19 protein-coding genes, 1 tRNA gene and 1 pseudogene are annotated in these 18,564 nt (G+C 40.9%); 9 read left to right on the top strand and 12 right to left on the bottom strand.

Annotated elements, in window-relative coordinates; translation table 11 throughout:
• The first annotated feature begins 732 nt into the window (after nt 1-732).
• From CYP05_RS08400 to CYP05_RS08410, 3 genes and pseudogenes are all read left to right on the top strand, one after another.
• Complete coding sequence (locus tag CYP05_RS08400; protein ID WP_103642607.1) at nt 733-1,830, top strand: PepSY-associated TM helix domain-containing protein; 1,098 nt, start codon at nt 733-735, stop codon at nt 1,828-1,830.
• Nucleotides 1,811-3,940: pseudogene (locus CYP05_RS08405) on the top strand (TonB-dependent siderophore receptor). Before CYP05_RS08400 ends, CYP05_RS08405 begins: the two are co-directional and overlap by 20 nt.
• Before the next feature lie 99 nt (nt 3,941-4,039).
• Entirely contained in the window at nt 4,040-4,552 is a 513-nt protein-coding gene (locus CYP05_RS08410) for a chemotaxis protein (protein ID WP_103642608.1), read from the top strand.
• Here CYP05_RS08410 and CYP05_RS10240 read toward each other — a convergent pair.
• The 7 genes from CYP05_RS10240 to CYP05_RS08435 all read right to left on the bottom strand — a co-directional run bounded on the left by CYP05_RS10240 (nt 4,549) and on the right by CYP05_RS08435 (nt 9,241).
• A complete protein-coding gene (locus CYP05_RS10240; RefSeq protein ID WP_258031548.1) occupies nt 4,549-5,052 on the bottom strand; it encodes a hypothetical protein in 504 nt (167 codons plus the stop codon). The genes CYP05_RS08410 and CYP05_RS10240 overlap by 4 nt on opposite strands.
• On the bottom strand, nt 5,049-6,113 hold the full coding sequence (locus tag CYP05_RS08415) for a cation:proton antiporter (RefSeq protein ID WP_258031549.1): 1,065 nt from the start codon (nt 6,111-6,113) through the stop codon (nt 5,049-5,051). The genes CYP05_RS10240 and CYP05_RS08415 overlap by 4 nt, the downstream gene beginning before the upstream one ends.
• A 58-nt stretch (nt 6,114-6,171) precedes the next feature.
• Nucleotides 6,172-6,259: transfer RNA gene (locus tag CYP05_RS08420), tRNA-Ser, on the bottom strand.
• 43 nt (nt 6,260-6,302) lie between these two features.
• On the bottom strand, nt 6,303-6,536 hold the full coding sequence (locus CYP05_RS10245) for a GNAT family N-acetyltransferase (RefSeq protein ID WP_258031550.1): 234 nt from the start codon (nt 6,534-6,536) through the stop codon (nt 6,303-6,305).
• A complete protein-coding gene (locus CYP05_RS10250; RefSeq protein WP_258031551.1) occupies nt 6,514-6,786 on the bottom strand; it encodes a GNAT family N-acetyltransferase in 273 nt (90 codons plus the stop codon). Before CYP05_RS10250 ends, CYP05_RS10245 begins: the two co-directional genes overlap by 23 nt.
• Before the next feature lie 2 nt (nt 6,787-6,788).
• Nucleotides 6,789-7,592 (bottom strand): M48 family metallopeptidase, encoded by an 804-nt coding sequence (locus tag CYP05_RS08430; RefSeq protein ID WP_103642609.1) that lies wholly within the window; start codon nt 7,590-7,592, stop codon nt 6,789-6,791.
• 680 nt (nt 7,593-8,272) lie between these two features.
• Complete coding sequence (locus CYP05_RS08435) at nt 8,273-9,241, bottom strand: putative transporter (RefSeq protein WP_103642610.1); 969 nt, start codon at nt 9,239-9,241, stop codon at nt 8,273-8,275.
• Nucleotides 9,242-9,350: 109 nt separating this feature from the next.
• On the opposite strand from CYP05_RS08435, the gene CYP05_RS08440 reads away from it, so the two are divergent.
• Entirely contained in the window at nt 9,351-9,797 is a 447-nt protein-coding gene (locus CYP05_RS08440; protein ID WP_103642611.1) for a DUF411 domain-containing protein, read from the top strand.
• Between the two features lie 39 nt (nt 9,798-9,836).
• On the opposite strand, the gene CYP05_RS08445 is transcribed toward CYP05_RS08440, so the two are convergent.
• A complete protein-coding gene (locus tag CYP05_RS08445; protein WP_103642612.1) occupies nt 9,837-11,150 on the bottom strand; it encodes a sodium-dependent transporter in 1,314 nt (437 codons plus the stop codon).
• Between the two features lie 170 nt (nt 11,151-11,320).
• On the opposite strand from CYP05_RS08445, the gene CYP05_RS08450 reads away from it, so the two are divergent.
• Nucleotides 11,321-12,661: a hemolysin family protein gene (locus CYP05_RS08450; protein WP_009295308.1), complete on the top strand. Its 1,341-nt coding sequence runs from the start codon at nt 11,321-11,323 to the stop codon at nt 12,659-12,661.
• 441 nt (nt 12,662-13,102) lie between these two features.
• On the opposite strand, the gene CYP05_RS08455 is transcribed toward CYP05_RS08450, so the two are convergent.
• From CYP05_RS08455 to CYP05_RS08465, 3 genes are read right to left on the bottom strand one after another with little or no spacing between them, the layout of a single operon-like run.
• The gene (locus CYP05_RS08455; RefSeq protein ID WP_103642613.1) at nt 13,103-13,774 is read right to left on the bottom strand and encodes a sugar transporter; all 672 of its coding nucleotides are present in this window, start codon (nt 13,772-13,774) and stop codon (nt 13,103-13,105) included.
• A complete protein-coding gene (locus CYP05_RS08460) occupies nt 13,775-14,665 on the bottom strand; it encodes a DUF3137 domain-containing protein (RefSeq protein WP_103642614.1) in 891 nt (296 codons plus the stop codon).
• A 9-nt stretch (nt 14,666-14,674) separates the two neighbouring features.
• Nucleotides 14,675-15,238 carry a LemA family protein gene (locus CYP05_RS08465; RefSeq protein WP_103559189.1) on the bottom strand — a complete coding sequence of 188 codons (564 nt, stop codon included), beginning with the start codon at nt 15,236-15,238 and terminating at the stop codon, nt 14,675-14,677.
• A gap of 158 nt (nt 15,239-15,396) precedes the next feature.
• On the opposite strand from CYP05_RS08465, the gene CYP05_RS08470 reads away from it, so the two are divergent.
• Genes CYP05_RS08470 through CYP05_RS08480 form a run of 3 tightly spaced genes read left to right on the top strand, consistent with a single transcriptional unit; the run spans nt 15,397 to nt 17,394 of the window.
• Nucleotides 15,397-16,242 carry a fumarate hydratase gene (locus CYP05_RS08470; RefSeq protein ID WP_103642615.1) on the top strand — a complete coding sequence of 282 codons (846 nt, stop codon included), beginning with the start codon at nt 15,397-15,399 and terminating at the stop codon, nt 16,240-16,242.
• A 9-nt stretch (nt 16,243-16,251) separates the two neighbouring features.
• Nucleotides 16,252-16,812 carry a Fe-S-containing hydro-lyase gene (locus CYP05_RS08475; protein WP_002942950.1) on the top strand — a complete coding sequence of 187 codons (561 nt, stop codon included), beginning with the start codon at nt 16,252-16,254 and terminating at the stop codon, nt 16,810-16,812.
• Between the two features lie 42 nt (nt 16,813-16,854).
• A complete protein-coding gene (locus tag CYP05_RS08480) occupies nt 16,855-17,394 on the top strand; it encodes an L-cystine-binding protein TcyA (RefSeq protein ID WP_103642616.1) in 540 nt (179 codons plus the stop codon).
• Here the strand turns inward: CYP05_RS08480 and CYP05_RS08485 are convergent.
• Complete coding sequence (locus CYP05_RS08485; RefSeq protein WP_103642617.1) at nt 17,372-17,845, bottom strand: cysteine permease; 474 nt, start codon at nt 17,843-17,845, stop codon at nt 17,372-17,374. The two genes, CYP05_RS08480 and CYP05_RS08485, sit on opposite strands and share 23 nt — an antisense overlap.
• Nucleotides 17,846-17,939: 94 nt before the next feature.
• Here CYP05_RS08485 and CYP05_RS08490 point away from each other — a divergent pair, with 94 nt between their 5' ends.
• The gene (locus CYP05_RS08490) at nt 17,940-18,314 is read left to right on the top strand and encodes a RidA family protein (protein WP_103571983.1); all 375 of its coding nucleotides are present in this window, start codon (nt 17,940-17,942) and stop codon (nt 18,312-18,314) included.
• Nucleotides 18,315-18,564: the final 250 nt, after the last annotated feature.

Genomic DNA, 18,564 nt, shown 5'->3' on the forward strand with positions numbered 1-18,564 from the left:
CCTACTCACTCGCCTTAGCATGCTACTAAATTTAGAGTCGTGATATGCTCGCTCATAAATTTTTAAAATTTAAATCACATATTTTAAAAATAAATTTACTATTTTTGTAAATTTTAAAACTTCATTCACTCGCAAGAATTGACTACTGATTTTAGGTCTCGTAAAGCTTGCCACTAAAATCAGAGCTGAAATTACTCGTTCATGAAATTTTAAAATTTGTCCGAGTTTTTAAGCGCATTTAGCGAGATACCTTTTTACATCGCTAAATTAAACATTACAAACCACGTTTAATAGTAATAAAAATGAAATTTCAAATGTGATTTTTGCTTTCATGCAAAAGCATATATTTTTACCTTTTTAAAAGAGAAATTTCTTTAGAAAATGCCTAAATATCGCGATTGACTTTAGTATTACGTAGAATTTCTTTTTTATTAACTAAAAATTTCATTAAAATTTATATTTAAATAATAACATTTCATCGTCCTAAACGGACCCTCCTTTTTGTAGCGGTTAAGACTTTGCTTCCCCCTTTTCTGGCTTTTCCGCTTACACAAAGAGGAGTTGTCTCTTTTTTTTAAATCAAATTTTTTACCTTTGCAAACTCAAATTTTACAAACGCTACTTTCTTTTTAAAATTATATTTTGATAATGGTTTTAAAAATTATAAAAGCAAAAATCTTATAAAATTGCGAGCTGTTATCAAGACTAACTTTTAAAAAGGTGGCAAAAGGGGTGAAATTTTTAAATTTAAAGCTTTTTTACAAGGTGCATGCATATTTGTCGCTTCTCTTTTTTATCCCGCTTGTCGTAGTTTGCTTTAGCGGTGCGATCCTAGTTTATAAAGACGAGCTAAATAGCCTTTTTCGCCCAAATATCGTAAATGTAAATTTAAACAAAGAAAATTCGAGCAAAAGGATCAGCTTTGATGAGCTAAGAGATATCGTCACAAGCGAGCTTAGTGGCTACGAGATGGTTGGCATAAACATCGATGCAAACCCTAAAAAATGCGACAAGATTTGGCTAATCGAGCATAACGATAGCAAAAAAGAGTGGAAATTTATCTATTTTGACGCTTTTAGTGGCAAGATAAAGAGCGAGCCACTGGCACATGATGAGGGATTTTTCGGAGTTTTAGCGCATATCCATGAGGAGCTTCTTCTTGAAAAAAGTGGCAATGTTATCCTTTTTCTAACAGCTATTTTTACATTTTTTATCTGCATTAGCGGCTTTGTGATCTACCGTAAATTTTGGCTAACTCTGCTTAGACTGCGTGTAAATGGACTAAATGTTTTCATGAACGACATCCACAAGATAATAGGAATTTTTTGCACGCCAGTTTTGCTTCTCATTTGCATAAGCGGCGCTTGGTGGGAATTTCAGATGGCACGCGCGCCAGAGTTTAAAGATGACTTCGTAATAGACGCAAAAATTTATAACAAAAGTTTATCCCTTGATGAGCTGGTGGCGCGAAGCAAAAAGGATATAAAAGGCTTTGAGCCACACTTCATCTCGCTGCCTTTCATGAAAGGGGCAAACATCCGCATCTTTGGCTACGTGATATGGCAAAGCTTTTTGCATAACGAATACTCAAGCGTGATCACTTATGACAAAGATAGCGGCAAGCTAGTTAGCGTCCTAGACATAAAAAATGCAAATTTAAGCGAGAAAATCCTCTCGGCCTTTAGAAGATCGCACTTTGGAAACTACAACCAAACTACAAAATTTATCTGGTTTATAGTGGGCATCTCGCCGTTAGTTTTGAGTATCTCAGGGCTTTATCTGTGGTTTAGAAAATTTAAAAGGAGAAAAAATGAAAAAAATTTTATTTAGCTTAGTTGCTTTAAATTTGGCATTGCCTCAAATTTATGCTAGTGAAAATGAGAAGGTTTTAGAAGCGGTCGATGTCGTGGAGAGCGAGCGAAGAGACGACGCAAACTACTTTGCAAAAGAGCTTGTAAAGAGCACGACAAGGCTAAATTTAACCTCTCGTCAAACACCCCAGTCGCTAACTGTGCTAACAGAAGCTAGGCTAAAAGATCAAGGCATCAAGGACTATCAAGTGCTTCTTAGAAATATCCCTGGCGTCACGCTAAACAAAATGGACGAGCGCGCATATCCGACGGCTCGTGGCTTTAAGATAGATTATTACTTGCTTGATTCGATGCCTAGCTTTAGCGGCTTTAGCCTTGGCGCATATGATATGAGCTTGCTACCTTATGAAAGAGTTGAGGTGATAAAAGGAGCAAATGGCCTACTTGCAGGCGCTGGCAACCCAGCTGCAAGCTTAAATTTCATAAGAAAAAGAGCAGACGCAAAAGAGCTTAAAGGAAATTTTGGCGTAAGCGCTGGCTCATACGATAGATACGGCGTAAATGGCGATGTGCAAACGCCAGTAAATGAGAGCGGAAGCGTTAGAGCAAGGCTATCTTTTATGCATGAGAAGTCGCACTCTTATATGGATTATTACAACCGCAAAAATAGCGCGATTTACGGTGTAGTCGATAGCGACATAGGCGATAACTCATGGCTTAGCCTTGGTGCGTTTTATCAAGAGCTAAGACGTCGCGGCGTTAGATGGGGCGGCATGCCAGCATTTTACACAGATGGCTCTAGGACAAATTTTAGTAAAAATGAAATTTTCTCTCAGCCTTGGACTAGATGAGACATAAAAACGCTTGATTTCTACGCTGATTTTAAACACTACTTTGAAAATGAAGCAAGCTTAAATTTAAGCTACTCATTTAGACGGGCAAACACTGATTCAAATTTACTCTACTACGGCGGAAAAGGTAGCATAGGAGATGTAAATTTAGATGGCACCGGCAACATAGGTGGTCTTAGCGCCTATGCAAACAAAAGAGAGGAGAACATCCACAACGTCGATGCGTACGCAAATATCCCTTACGAGATAGCAAATTTATCTCATGAGTTTGTCTTTGGCGCGATGTATAACAACTATAAAAAAAGTAGCGATAAGGTAAGTAGCTACTTGTTACAAAAGACCACACCAGCTGGGCTTGCTTATACGGCTAGAAGCAGGATTGATTTTAAAAACCTGCACCTTGATGATCCAAAATTTCCTTACGAAGATCAAAACAACAAAGATAAAACGATACAAAAGGCATTTTATGCGGCAAATAAACTATCAATCACCGATGAGCTTAAATTTTTGCTAGGTGCTAGGGTGAGCTACTACAAATACGAGATCGAAGGCGGCAAAGACAATAGAAATTTCACAAATGAGATCACGCCATATCTTGGCATCACTTACGACATCGGAGCAAACCACACTCTATATGCTAGCTACACGAGTATATTTAAGCCTCAAAGTTTAAAGGATGCAAACGACAAGTATCTTGATCCGATCCAAGGCAAGGACTATGAGGTGGGCATCAAAGGCGAGTATCTTGACGGGGCACTTCAAGCAAGTCTTGGCGTCTTTAAGATCGTGCAAGACAAGCTTGGCATAGATACTGGCAAGATAAATCCAGCGACAAATGCCAAAATATATGAATCTGGCAAAGGCGTGACAAGTAGGGGTGTCGAGCTAGATCTAAACGGCGAGATCACTAAACACTTAAGCCTAAGCTTTGGTGCAACGCACTTTAACGCAAAAGATGCTAATGGCGAGAAATACGCCACCGACTCATCAAGAAGCACGGTAAATTTATTTGCAAAGTATGAATTTAGGGATTTTAGAGTAGGGGCTGGAGCTATGTATAAGAGCAAAATTTACACTGGCAAAGGCGCAGGTGAGATCACACAAAAGGGCTACACTTTGGCAAATTTGATGTTTGGATATAAATTTGGTAAAAACTTTGACGTGCAGCTAAATATCGACAATCTCTTTAATAAGAAATACTACGAGGGCATCGGCAAAAACATGATGGTTTATGGCGATCCACGCACCTTTAATCTCAGCTTTAACTACAAGTTTTAGCTAAATTTACTCTAACGCGCCATCTAAATTTCTAGTTGGCGCCCTTCATTTTTTGCTTTAAAGTGTATAATTAGAAAAATATATTTTAAGGAAAATGCCGTGCTTAAAGTGGAAGTGATATATAAATTTTGTCTTATTTGTGCTTTAGTTTTTGGACTTTGTCTGCTCTCATTTTCTGGACTAAATTTCGCCATGGGCGAATATAGCGAAACGATGCTTGTCGCGCACAAATTCGCAGGTGCTCTGATCGTTTGCGCTGCTATCTTGCACGTCTTTAACCGCAGGAAAAAGCTAATAAAGCTCATAAATGAGATGATTGATGTCACCACTCACCGCAAAAATCCAAGTATTTGCAACATGGAGCGCATCATCGCCTCGCTTGAGCCACATAGCATTAGTGAAATTTCACGCATGCTTGGCTTTGACGAAGCTCTGTTTTGCAAGAGCTTGCGCGAAAATGATGTTAAATTTAATGACGCCAGCCAGACCCTGCGCCAGATCGCACGGTTAAACGATGAGAAGATATTTTTTGTGCTTGTGCTCATCGTCGAGGCCAAATTTGGCAAGAGATTTTGCGGCGCGGTAAGCTGCAATGTTGGGAGAAAATTTTAGTGCTCGCTATGCGGTTGCCACCTCTGCTCCTCAAGGTCGATGTGATATAAAAATGTCCTAATCACCTCTTCATCGATCTTTGGATCTTTGTTTAGCTCGCAAAGTGCCTTTCTTTGCTCCTCTAAAATTTCAAAATACCTCTGTCTTGCCTCGTCGCTGATCTCAAAATTTTCGCTCTCAAGCTCGAAATTCCAAACCTCTTCAAGCTTTTGAAATAAAAAATGCTCATCGCCCACAAATTTCTCTTTTTTAAATTTAAGCGAAGCCTGCGCAAGTGCCTTTTTGATCTTGATCCTTGCAAGCTCATTTGGCATGTGGTCGTTAAAGTCTGGAAATTTCACGCTTTTGATGAGCAGTGGCAAGCTTAAGCCCTGAACCACAAGCGTTAGTAAGATCACGACAAATGTTATAAACAATATGAGATCTCTGTGCGGAAAGGGCTCGTCTCCAGCCATGGCAGGGATAGAAAGTGCCGCAGCCAGCGAGACTACGCCTCTCATGCCAGCCCAGCCGACGATAAAAGGTCTGGGTTGCGATCGTCCGCTACGCTGATGAAGCGCTTCATAAACATCGTGATATAAACAGCACCATAAGAGGCCATGAGGCGGATAACGATGAGCACGGCAGTGACCAAAATGCCGTAAGAGACCGCCTCAAAGAGCGAGACGCCACTACGCTTAAGGCCTGACAAAATTTCAGGCAGATCAAGGCCGATCATGGTAAAGGCAAGGCCGTTTAGCAAAAAGATAAAGTTGTTCCAAACGGGCACTGCGTGGATCCTTGTTGAAGCGGTGAAAATTTCATTTTTCTTAGTAGAGAGATAAAGTCCGCCACAAACCACTGCCAAAACACCGCTAGCGCTAAGCTCCTCAGCCAAGATATACATGATATAAGGCGTCGTGATGGTCATTATCGTGTCGCTGTTTTCATCAGTTGGCAAAATTTTATGTAAAAAATAAGCCGCAAGCGCCACTGCAAGACCAGCCAAAACGCCGCCAACCACCATCCAAACAAAGCTAGCAGCCGCCTCATACCAGATAAACTGCCCAGTTGTCACTGCAACTGCGGCGAAGCGAAAGATGATGAGCGAGGAGGCGTCATTTAAAAGGCTCTCGCCCTCCAAAATAGCGCTAATCCTGCGTGGGGCTTTGACAAATTTAAGGATAGCTGCCGTGCTCACCGCATCTGGTGGCGAGACGATGGCTCCTAGCATGAAGCCAAGGGCGAGCGAGAAGCCAGGGATCACTAAATTTGCTATCACTGCAACTGCTGCTGCGCTTATGAAAACCACGATAAAGGCGAAACTGCCGATCATGCGGCGCCATTTAAAGAGCTCTTTTAGCGAGTTTGCCCACGCGGCCTCGTAAAGAAGTGGCGGTAAAAATATGATAAAAATAAGCTCGGGATCGATCTTGATACTTGGTAAATTTGGCACAAAGCTAATGGCCAGCCCGCCAAGGACTAATAGCACTGGATAGGCGACCTTTAGGCGGTTTGAGACCATCACCAAAGCGATGATGATAGCTAGTAGTGCAAAAAACAGCAGTAATTGTTCGATCATTTTGATCCTTTAAATTTCTTTTTGTATTGGGGCAATAGAATAAATTTTGTCAAATTTATGGCGGGTAGAGAGAGATTCGAACTCTCGGTGAGTTGCCCCACACACGCGTTCCAGGCGTGCTCCTTAAACCGCTCGGACATCTACCCAAGAAGAAAGTGATTATATCTTCATTTGCTTAATGCTTGGCTTTTAGAGCTTTAGCCCCAAGATAACGATATCTTTATACTCGCCATCCATCAGGCAAATGCCCGGCAGTTCGCCCCATTTTTCAAAGCCAAATTTCAAAAACAGCCCAAGGCTTGCTTCGTTTTTGCTAAAGATTAGCGCGATGATATTTTTTAAATTTAGCCCTCTAGCTTCATTTAAGCTGTGGGCTAAAAGCTGCTTGCCGATACCCTTTTTAAGGGCTTTTTTTAGCGACATAGATGCTTATCTCTACGCTTATATCGTAAGCGATCTTGGGGTTAAAATCACTTAGCGAGCAGTAGCCTAAAATTTCATCATTTTCTTTGTAGATAAAGATAGGGCGCGAGTCGCCGTGGGCGTTAAACCAAGGCTCTCGCTCCTTTGTGCTAACTGGCCGCATATCAGCAGTTGCACTTCTTTCTAAGATGTAGTCATTATAAATTTGCGTGATCGCTTCAAGGTCGCTTAAATTTGCTCGCTCGATCAAGCCTAACCTTTTTTGGCTGCTTGATATACTGGCTCAAGCTTTGCTGCGATCTCTTTTAGGTCTTTGATCCTGCTCTCGTTTGATGGGTGAGTGCTTAAAATTTCAGGCACTTTGCCACCGCTCATCTTGCTCATCTTAACCCAAACTTCGACCGCCTCTTTTGGATCATATCCAGCTCTTGCCATTAGCTCGGTGCCGATGTGATCAGCCTCGGTCTCGTGTGAGCGAGAAAATGGCAGTGAGATGGTGTATTGGCTGGCTAAATTTAGAGCGCTTGCGCCAAGATCGCCAAGTCCTGTGGCGGTTGCGACTGCGAAGATGCCGATGTTTTTGAGCTGGTCGGTACTCGCTTGCTCCCTGCTGTGCTCTCTAAGCGCGTGGGCGATCTCGTGACCCATGACCGCTGCTAGTTGCGCATCTGTCAAATTTAGCTTTTTAATAATACCGCTATAAACGACGATCCTGCCCCCTGGCATGCACCAAGCATTTAGCGTATCTTCGTTTATGACATTCACTTGCCACTTCCATTTTAGGGCATCCTCTCTGAAAACGCCAGTTTGCGCGATCAGCCTTTTTGCGATATCTTGAACCCTTTTTGTGAGGATCGGATCGACGTTTAGCTCGCCCTTGCTTCTAGCAGCTGTGAGCGTCTTGACGTAAGCTTGAGCCGAGCTTTGCTCCATCGCTTCAGAAGATACTAGCATGAACTGCTTGCGATCTGCGCCCACGACGCCTGACTTTGTGACGCTCGTGCAGCCGGTGATAAACATGCTAGCTGTTAATAACGTAAGTAAAATTTTTTTCATTTTCATCCTTTTTGGATTAAAATTTGGCGTATTATAGCTTGTGTTGGATATGCATTGTTAAACGAGGGGTGAAATTTAAATTTTGCGATTTCAAAAATAGAAATTTACTATCGCGCAAATTTAAAACTTTCATTCACTCGCAAGAGTTGGCTACTAAAATTTGGCTTCGCTTGCAGCTTAGCTCAAATTTTAGAGCCGAAATTACTCGTTCATGAAATTTTAAAATTTACTTGACTCTTATATAAATTGACGAAGCAAATTTACAAATTTTAAAACTTTACTCACTCGCCTTAGCAGACTACTAAATTTAGGTCTCGTAGTTACTCGCCACTAAATTTAGAGCCGTGATATGCTCGCTCATAAATTTTAAAATTTGTCAAACACTTGCCCTATAATAAAACGCATGCAGTGCGAAGCACTGAAGCATGAACCTCTAACGTGCGAGGGGATTGGGGGATTTAAAAAGGGGGATAAGGGGACGGCTTCGTAATTCAAGTCCCCTTGTCTCCCTTTTGATAAATTTACATCTAAAAGCAAATTTAAAACTTTCATTCACTCGCAAGAGTTGGCTACTAAAATTTGGCTTCGCTTATATCGCTTAGCTCAAATTTTAGAGCCGAAACTACTCGCTCATGAAATTTTAAAATTTATTCGAGTTTCTTTAGCATATAAATTTGCCCCTACGCTTTATAGTCTATATTTCTCTCAAATTCTCTCAAACGCTTATTAACCGACCTTAGCTCCGTTATCGTCGTCCAGTTATCGATAAATACGCTAAAGCTCTCTCTAACCTGTGAGAAAGCGTTGCTAGCTTGCACGAGGACGCCAAGCGTGATGACGCCGCTAAATAGGCCATTGCCCATGATGATGTAAGGCACGATGACAAGAATTTGCGAAAACGAGACGAGCCAGAGATTGAAGTAGCCGTAGTGCAAAAATAGCTTGTAGTAGTTTAGCTTCACCCCTGTAAAAAGCTCTAGCATAACGTTTGGCTGGCAAAATTTGAGCTTATCATCCTCGCCATAAACTAGCTCTTTTCTAAAGGCTGCCTCCGCTTTTTGGTTGTTATACTCAAGGTGTGGCAGCTTTATGCCCACAAACCACGATACGATGAGGCCTCCAATGCTAATTAGCAGTGCGATATAAACTAGCGAGCCTTCGATATCTTTGATGAAAGGTAGGCTCACGCTTTTGCTTAGCTCCCAAAGCACCGGTATAAAGGCAATCAGCGTCATAAATGCCTTTAAAACCTGCACGCCAAGGCTCTCCATGATCTTAGCAAAGCGATAAACATCCTCTTGGATACGCTGCGAGCTGCCCTCGATGTCGTTTTGGCAGTTTCGCCAAAATTTGAGGTACTTAAAGGTCATCGCCTCCCTCCAGCGAAAGACCCAGTGGCTCGCAAAGAACGATATCACCGTATAGGTCACGACATAAGGCATGGCGATCTTTAAGAAATTTAATATCTCACGCCAAAACTCATCTACATTGTGATCCTTTGAGTTTTGCATGATGTCGTAGAAATTTTTATACCACTCGTTGATGCGGACGTTTAGGTGCGTTTGATAGACAAGTAGCAAGATGATAAATATCGCTCCGCCGTAAGCCCAAAGCGCCCATTTTTTGTCTTTAAAAAATGATGAAAACATAAAGTGCCTTTTGTAAATTTTGGCAATTATAGCAGGCAAGGTTTAAGCATTTATATAAAATTTAAACCCAAACTATATCATTTTGCAAATTTTAACGTAAAGGAAAATGATGAAGAAATTTGCATTTTTAGCTCTTAGCCTTTGTGTGTCCTTAGCGCTTGGGGCCGATATGAAGGTCTATAAAAGCCCAACTTGCGGTTGTTGTGGCAACTGGGCGAGTGCTATGCAAAAGGCTGGCTTTAACGAAGAGACTATCAAAGTAGATGACTTGGTCAAGGTCAAAAAAGAATTTCACGTGCCACTAGAGCTTTCAAGCTGCCACACAGCTATCGTTGATGGCTACGTCATCGAGGGTCACGTGCCAGCTGATGAGGTCAAGCGCCTGCTGGAGCTTAAACCAAAAGATGCCGTTGGTATCGCAGTGCCTGGCATGCCGATGGAGAGTCAGGGTATGGAGCAAGGCGGCAAAGCCGAGCAATACGACGTCATACTCTTTAAAAAAGATGGCTCACAAGAGGTCTTTGCTACTTACATCGGCTCTAAAAAGCTAAAATAACTTCAAATTTAGACTTAGCTCGTCTTTTGATGGGCTAAGTTAAAAAGAAATTCCCTTGCTAATGGCGATGATGCAGAGCAAAAAGGCTATTGGCACATAGATAAATTTACCCACAAAGTACCAAAATGAGCCGTAAGTTTTATTCGCTCCTGAATTTACCTCGTCTAAAATTTCTTCTTTTTTGATGATCCAAAACCAAGATATTGCGCCGATGACTGCGCCGATCGGGATGATGTAGATAGAGACAAAGTCCATCCAAGGTCCCCAGCTGCTAATAGGCTCCATAAACGCTCCAAAGCCAAAGCAAACCACGCAAAGTAGCACAAGCACCCAAAATCTGCTAAGGCGTGGGAATTTATGCATAAGTGACTCAGCGACCACCTCAAACATATTTTGAAGCGATGTGATACCGCCAAAGATGACTGCAGTAAATAGTATGATCGCAAAAATTTGACCACCGATCATATTTTGCAAAATTTTAGGAAGCGTTACGAAAAGTAGCTTTGGACCTTCGGCTGGATCCATAGCGTAGGCAAAGACCGCTGGTATCATGACAAGTGCTGCCACAAGGGCTGCAAGCGTGTCAAAAAATGCCGTAGTTTTGGCGCTTTCTACGATGTCCTCATCCTTTGAAAGATATGCTCCATAAACTATCATGCCAGAACCAGTGATAGAGAGCGAGAAAAAGGCTTGACCCATCGCTGTGACCCACACCATCGGATCTTCAAGCTTGCTAAAATCAGGGATAAATAGAAATTTATACCCCTCAAATGCGTTTGGCAGCATCGCGACATTTATAGCCAAAATGGCAAACAGCACGAAAAATAGCGGCATCATTATTTTATTAGTCTTTTCGATGCTTTTTGCTCCAAAAAATAGCGTAAGAAGCGTGCCAACGATGACTATGAAGTGATATGGCAGGACTGAGTACTCATGAAGCGCAAATGAGTTAAACCAAACATTTGTATCAACGCTCATAAATGAGCCAGTAAGCGCCTGAGTAAGGGCTTTTAGCACGTAAGCGATGATGACAGCGTAGCCGATGGCTATGCAAAGCGAGCCAGCAAGTGGGAGCCAGCCGACGATACTGCCGATGACGCCTAAATTTCTACTTTGCCAAGCAAATTTATATGATCCTAGCGTGCCAGTCTTTGCGCGTCTGCCGATCGCATACTCTGCGCTTAAGCCAACGTAAGAAAAAAGTGCCACAAAAAAGATGTAGATGAGTAAAAACGCTCCACCACCATTTGTGCCAAGCTTGTAAGGAAAGCCCCAAACATTTGCCATACCAACGGCTGAACCAACTGAGGCTAGTATAAAAGCCCAGCGTGATGAAAAATTCTTTTTGCTCATTGTAAAATCCATAAATTTAGTGATGAAAATAATGTTACCAAAATATGATTTAAGAACTTTTTATAAATCTTAAATTTAAGAAACGTTGTTACTTTTGGGCGTGGCTAATTTGACCGCTAAATATAAATTCGCTATAATCAGCCAAAATTTTTAACTCTTAAGGATCATAATTGTACCCCAGTAGCGATAACTCGCTTTTAATGGTAATACTTGCCATTATATTCATTTTACTAAACGCATTTTTTGTTTTGTCGGAATTTTCCCTTGTTAAGGTTCGCAAGTCTAGACTTGAAGAGCTTATCAAAGAGAAAAAGCCAAACGCCCAGCTTGCCTTTGAGATGTCAAACAAGCTTGATACCTATCTTAGCGCCACTCAGCTTGGCATCACGCTAAGCTCGCTCGCCCTTGGTTGGATCGGTGAGCCAGCAGTCGCAAGGCTCATAGAAGCCCCACTTAAAAATGTTTTTAATCTTAGCGATATCTTAGTTCATACAGTCGGCTTTGCGATCGCATTTACGCTTATCACGCTACTTCACGTCGTTATGGGCGAGCTTGTGCCAAAGTCAGTCGCCATAGCCAAATCAGAATCAGCAGTGCTTAAAATCGCTCGTCCGCTTCACTTTTTCTGGATACTATTTTCGCCTATCATAAAGCTTTTTGACATCCTAGCTACATCTGGACTTAAAATTTTAGGCATCCAGCCAGCAAAAGAGAATGAGCTAGCACACTCTGAAGAGGAGATCAAAATCATCGTTGGTGAGAGCTTAAAGGGCGGTGTGCTTGATAGTTTTGAGACTGAGATCATCAAAAATGCAGTTGATTTTAGTGACACGGTCGCAAAAGAGGTTATGACGCCAAGACGCGACATGATCTGTATAAACAAACAAAAGAGCTTTGAAGAGAATTTACAAGTCGTTTTTGAGTCAAAATATACTCGCTATCCTTATATAGACGGCTCAAAAGATATCATTTTAGGCATGATACACATTAGAGATATCTTGCAGCTACACTTTAGTGAGGATAAAGAGAAGAGCTTTGACGCTATCGTGCGTAAATTTGTCATCGTGCCTGAGAGCCTTTCTATATCAAAGGTGCTTGTGATGATGAATAAGGAGCAAATTTCAGCGGCACTTGTCGTTGATGAGTATGGCGGCACGGCTGGACTTCTTACGATGGAAGATATCATGGAGGAGGTGCTTGGCGACTTTAACGACGAGCACGACGAGGTCGATCAACACTATAAAAAGATAAATGAAAACATCTATGAATTCCAAGGCAGATACGATCTAGAGAGTGTTGAGGAGCTTCTTGGCATAAGCTTTGATGAAGAGACTGATCAAGTCACGATCGGCGGATATGTCTTTAATTTAATTGGTCGTTTGCCAGTCGTTGGTGACAAGATCGAGGATGAAAACTGCTACTACGAAGTGAGAAAGATGGATGGAGCTAGCATCTCACGCGTAAAAGTTAGAAAAAAGATAAAAGAAGAAGAGGAGCCTGCTCAGGCTTAGTTTATAAATTTAATGGCTTTTGGCCATTAAATTTAACCTCGCAAAATCATAAAACAATAGGATAAATTTAAGTGACATTGCACTTTTTAAAAACTCTAAGCCATCAAATTTATCTCACAAAATCACAAAATTTAAAGTGGCACTACCTTTTTAAATAGCTCTCTAAAACGTTAGCACCGCTTTTTTCGTAAATTTGGTTATAAATTTTTAAAATGGCTTGCTAGTTTTAAAATTTATCAACCGCTTGCAAAAGTAGCCGACTGATCTTGCTTGTGATATTTAAATTTACTAAAGTTAATTAGCCTTGACTGGGAGATACTGTGTCACAAAATTTCGTTATAAATTTCTCTATCGCGCTCATCTAAGCTGCAACAAGAGAGCCAAATTCTTTTGCTAAATTTTTAAAGCGCCTCTTAATAGCTCTTTTGTAGCCAAATTTGCTTATCTATTTTTATGTGTAAATTTATCTTGATAAAAGCGTGCTAGATCTTTGCCATGCTTTAATGCTAGCTCGTAGTACGGCATGTTTGGGTTCTCTCCTATCATCTCATAGAGCTTTTTACGAAGCTCTGGCAAAAGGCGAAGATCGCTATAATCTATCCTATCTTTATACGCTGGCAAGCCTTGTAAGAGCAGGGCATTTGAGTAGTTTATGCCACCAGTTTTGCTGCCAGTAATGTTAAATTCATTCTCATATTGCGCACGAGTTAAGCTAGTTGGTATGCTAAGCTCTCCCCTCTCTAGGCAAATTTTATCATTGCTACTTACGATATACTCTGGAAATTCTAGCTCTTTGTAGTTGATATCTTCGTGATCATAATACACCCACTTTATGCCGTCTTTATTTTTGCGGTTGAAACTGCTTTTATAGATGAAGCTGCCCGGGATGATAAATTCACGGCTTTTTAGCACTGGCGTCTCTGCTATATCTTTATAAACAGCAACCAAGTAGCAGTCACTAAAAAAATCAAGCGGCCAAAGAAGGCCCTCATTCGCTCGCTTTATAAAACGATTCATGATATCAGCTAAGATTTTGCCAAAAAAATATCTCTTGTAGTAGTCATTATAGACGTAAAATATGTCGCCTTCTTTGAGCTTTGTCTTATCTGGCATTTAGCTCTTCCAGATGTTTTTATTTAGCTCTAAATCTTGCATGATCTGCGAAAAGTCACTGATGCTAGAGATGTAGTTTTGCACGCTTTCGTTGCTGTTTATCGGCTTTTTAAGATCAGGCTCAAAGCTATCCTTTCTAAGATCGATCGCGATGAAAATTTCATTTTTTAAAAACACTGCCGAGAGTGGGGCGTCAAATTTAGTTCTTAGAGCGGTTAAATTTTCCATCAGCTTTGGCGTCAGAGCGTATCTAGCAGCGATCTGATCGGTCGTGTAGGTTTTAAAGAGCTCATTAAATTTAGGGTTATCCATCACAGCTTGCTCACCCTCGCTTCTTAGATCAGATGTTCGCTTCTTATCACAGACATAGATCGTGGCGTTTAGCTCTTTTTTAAACTCAGCCTTTAGCAAAATGCCTTGAAATTTCACCGTTGTGGTGGTGCGTTTCTCGCCTTGTGTCTCTTTTGCCGCATAAAAATCGCAAAGCTTAAACTGTGTGTTATCGATCTGTCCGTAGATCATATCCTCTGCGTAGTGTCTATTTACATCGGCGTCATAAATTTTTAAAAAATCGTTCAAACTTAGTCCGCCATTTGCGCTGAAATTTAGACCATAGTTTTTTGCGATGACGCCAACTACCTTTTGTTTAAATTTTGTTATAAGCTCGTTTTTTAGCCCATTTATCGTCTTGCCAAGATAAAAAACTCCGCCGATTAGCAAAAAGAAAAATAAATTTCCAAGGTGCAGTGATGCCAAAAAACCACTTACAACTATGATGCCAAGAAAGCCATAAACGATCATTTTAAAGGCTTTTTGCCCCATAGCAAGACGCTCTTTTTCAAGCTCGTCAAGGTCGCTTAGATCGATGCCTTTTAGTTCATCTGCTTGCATTTTTATGCCTTATTTTTTAAAAAGATCACCGACGTTTGGAGCAGCTGCTTCATTTTCAGGGATATCAAAAAATACATCTTTGTGAAAGCCAAACATTGAAGCTACGATGTTTGAGGGAAACATCTGTGTGGCGTTGTTGTAAATTTCAACAGCTGAGTTGTAAGCGCGTCTGGCAGCTGAAATTTGCTCTTCGACCTCGTTTAGCGTGCTTTGGATGTGAAGTAAATTTTGATTTGCTTTTAGGTCTGGGTAGTTTTCTACGCTTACTCTTAAACCATTTAGCAAGCCTGAAATTTTGTTATTTAGCTCAAATTTCTCCTCATTTGTAGAGGCGCTTCTAGCACTCTCTCTAAGGGCAGTGATGTTTTCTAGTAGGCTCTTTTCATGCACCATGTACTCTTTTGCAGTAGCTACTAAATTTGGTATGAGGTCATATCTTCTTTTTAGCTGTGCGTCGATGCCAGCCTCCACGCTTTTTACCTGGTTTTGCTTTGCAACAAGCGAGTTGTAAAGGCTAATGAAAAAGACAAAAATGACTGCGATAACAAGTATCACGATGACTAACGAATTCATAACTTTTCCTTTGAAATTTAAGTTTGTTGTAGTTTATCCAAAGTTGCTTAAGAGTATTTAAACACCGAGGTTTGGTGATTAAATTTAATATTATAATTTAATCTTAAATTTTACATATAATTTATATAATTAAAAATTGTTTTTTACGAGGAGGATAAATGAGAACGGTAAACGTAAAAGATATAAAAGAGACTGTTGCAAAGCTTTGCAAACAAGCCTGTTACGTCGTTACGCCAGATCTAAAGGCTGCTTTTACAAAAGCACAAACCACTGAGAGCTCATCTCTTGGCAAGGATATCTTGGGCAAAATTTTACAAAATGCCAAGCTAGCAGAAGAGGGCGTTGCGCCTATTTGCCAAGATACAGGTATGACGGTTGTATTTGTCGAGATCGGTCAGGATGTGCATATAGAAGGCGGATATATCGAAAATGCGATCAACGAAGGCGTTGCAAAAGGCTACACTGAGGGCTATCTTAGAAAATCAGTCGTTGCTGAGCCACTTTTTGAGAGAAAAAACACCACAAACAACACTCCAGCGGTCATCCACACTAGGATCGTCCCAGGCGATAAGCTAAAGATAAAGGTCGCTCCTAAAGGCTTTGGTAGTGAGAACAAATCAATACTAAAAATGCTTGTGCCAGCTGATGGCATAGAGGGCGTTAAAAAGGTATTTTTAGAGGCTGTAAAATATGCTGGACCAAACGCTTGCCCTCCAATGACAATAGGCGTTGGCATAGGTGGCACTATGGATAAAGCTGCACTTCTAGCCAAGCAAGCCGCAGTTCGTCCAGTAGATAGCAAAAATGCCGATGCTAGATATGCAAAACTTGAAGATGAGCTTCTTGAGCTTGCTAGCAAAACAGGCGTCGGACCTCAAGGACTTGGCGGCGATACAACCGCTATAAAAGTAAATGTCGAGTGGTATCCAACTCACATCGCAGGCCTACCAGTAGCCATAAATATCAACTGCCACGCTGCACGCCACGCAGACGCCGAGCTTTAAGGAGATAACATGTCAGAAGTAAAAAGAATAACAGCACCATTTGATAAAGAGGTGGTAAAAAGCCTAAAAGCAGGCGACAATGTCCTAATCTCAGGCACTATCATCGCTGCTCGTGACGCCGCTCACAAGGCACTAACAGAGGCTCTAGCACGTGGCGAGAAGCTACCAGTTGAGCTAAAGGGCGAGACTATCTACTACGTCGGACCAACACCAGCTAAACCAAACCAAGCTATCGGCGCAGCAGGTCCAACAACAAGCGGCAGAATGGACAAATACACACCAACTATGATAAACGAAGTTGGCATAAATGGCATGATCGGCAAGGGATATCGCAATGATGCCGTAGTCGATGCGATGAAAAAATCATGCTGTGTTTATATGGTCGCTATCGGCGGTATCGGAGCGGTCATTAGCCAAAGTATCAAAAAATATGAAGTCTTGGCATATCCAGAGCTAGGACCAGAGGCAGTCGCAAGGCTCACAGTCGAGGACTTCCCAGCGATAGTCGCTATCGACTGCGAGGGCAATAACTTCTACGAAGTCGGCCAAGCACCTTACAAAAAAATCTAAATTTGATCCGCTAGCTTTGGGGCTAGCGGAATTTCTTCTAAAATGAAAACTTTTTACAACGATCAAGCAAAGCCACTACTTAAATTTTTTACGAGTACTAAAAGCGAGCTAGTAAATTTAAAGCTAAAGCAAATTTTAAACGAGGGCTTCATCTCAAAACCGCAAGGGATATTTTTAAAAGCTGCCATAAGAAAAAGGCAGAAATTTGAGCAAAACAAGACGCAAAATGAGTGGTCGATAAATGAGATAGTAGTTTTTGAAAGCGAGTATGAAAGCTACGAGGAGTATTTTAGCGACGTGGGCTCGTTTGTAGTGAAGCTAGCTGATAAATTTAGAACAAGTGGCATTAGCGAGGAGGTAGTGCTTGCTGTTTCGTTTCAGGCACTGCAGTTTGTCACACTGGGTAGCGAGGAGTTTAAATTTATATATGAAGACTACGACGAGAGCACAAACTCCGCTCACATTAAAATTTACGCCAAAAGAGAAAACGACGAAATTTTGCTATATAAAGATAGGATAGGGGTCTACAAAACTGAGGCGCTAATCGTTTTCGAGGTGGCTAGTAGTAGCCAAGACACATAGTCTCAGTCAGTTTTATACGCTTTTCAAAGGGCGCTGGCGAGAAAAATTTACACTTTTCGATGTAAATCCTATACGAGTAGTTAAGCTCGAAATCATCATAAAATTTCTTTAAATTTAAAAATTTGATACCGCAAATTTCATGAAATTCAAAAAGCTCATAAATTTTCGAGCCATTTTTCGCCACGAGGTGGGATGGGGCGAGTGAGGTAAATGAGCAAAAAACGCCAGTTGGCACAAGACCATCTAGCGGCGTGCACTCTTCTAGCGCATTTTTAAATTTCTCTGGGACGCTCTTTTTTCTAATAAAAACGATGCGCGAGTTTTCAAATTTAGCGCTGATCGCATTTTTCCAAAAAAGATAGGCGTTTGATGAGATGCCGGCGTTTTTGGCAAGCTGCGCACTAAGCACGTAATCATCTAAAAATTCGTTTGGTGCAAGGGTTATTTGCATCTTTGTCCTTTTGAAATTTTGCTCATTATAGCCTTTGGTGCCTAAAAATTTAGAAATTTATAGTAGGATTTTGCCAAATTTCAAAGGAGAAGATATGAAAAAACAAATTTCAACAAAAAACGCTCCACAAGCGATCGGACCATACTCTCAGGCGATTAGTGCGAATGGATTTTTATTTATCTCGGGTCAGCTTGGCGTCACACCAGCAGGTGAGTTTGCAGGTAGTAGCGTAGAGGCACAAGCGCAGCAGTCACTTACAAATTTACAAAACATTTTGGCTGAGGCTGGACTTAGTTTTGATAATGTCGTAAAGACTACGATCTTTTTAGCAGATATGGCAGATTTTGCTAAAGTAAATGTCACATACGCTAAATTTTTCAAAGAGCCATATCCAGCCAGAAGCACGGTGGCTGTGAAGACTTTGCCAAAAGATGCACTTGTAGAAATTGAGGTTATCGCAGCTTACTGACACATATCGTGAAAAAGTTATATCACATATAATAATCTTTATAAGATGGAGAGTAAAACTCTCCAAATTTATGTCTAAAAAAATTTTGATTTTATAAAATATTTTGCAATTATTTCAACTATCTTTAAGCATCCCTCATATATAATTCCAGCTCACGAAACGAGAAACCACCTTTAACTTCAACGTTAATAAAGCCTTTTTCTTATCGTTGTTCTTTTAACTTACAATTGTTAAACTATTAGTCAAACAA

This window comes from Campylobacter concisus (assembly GCF_002913545.1).
Taxonomy (GTDB): Bacteria; Campylobacterota; Campylobacteria; order Campylobacterales; family Campylobacteraceae; genus Campylobacter_A; species Campylobacter_A concisus_AV.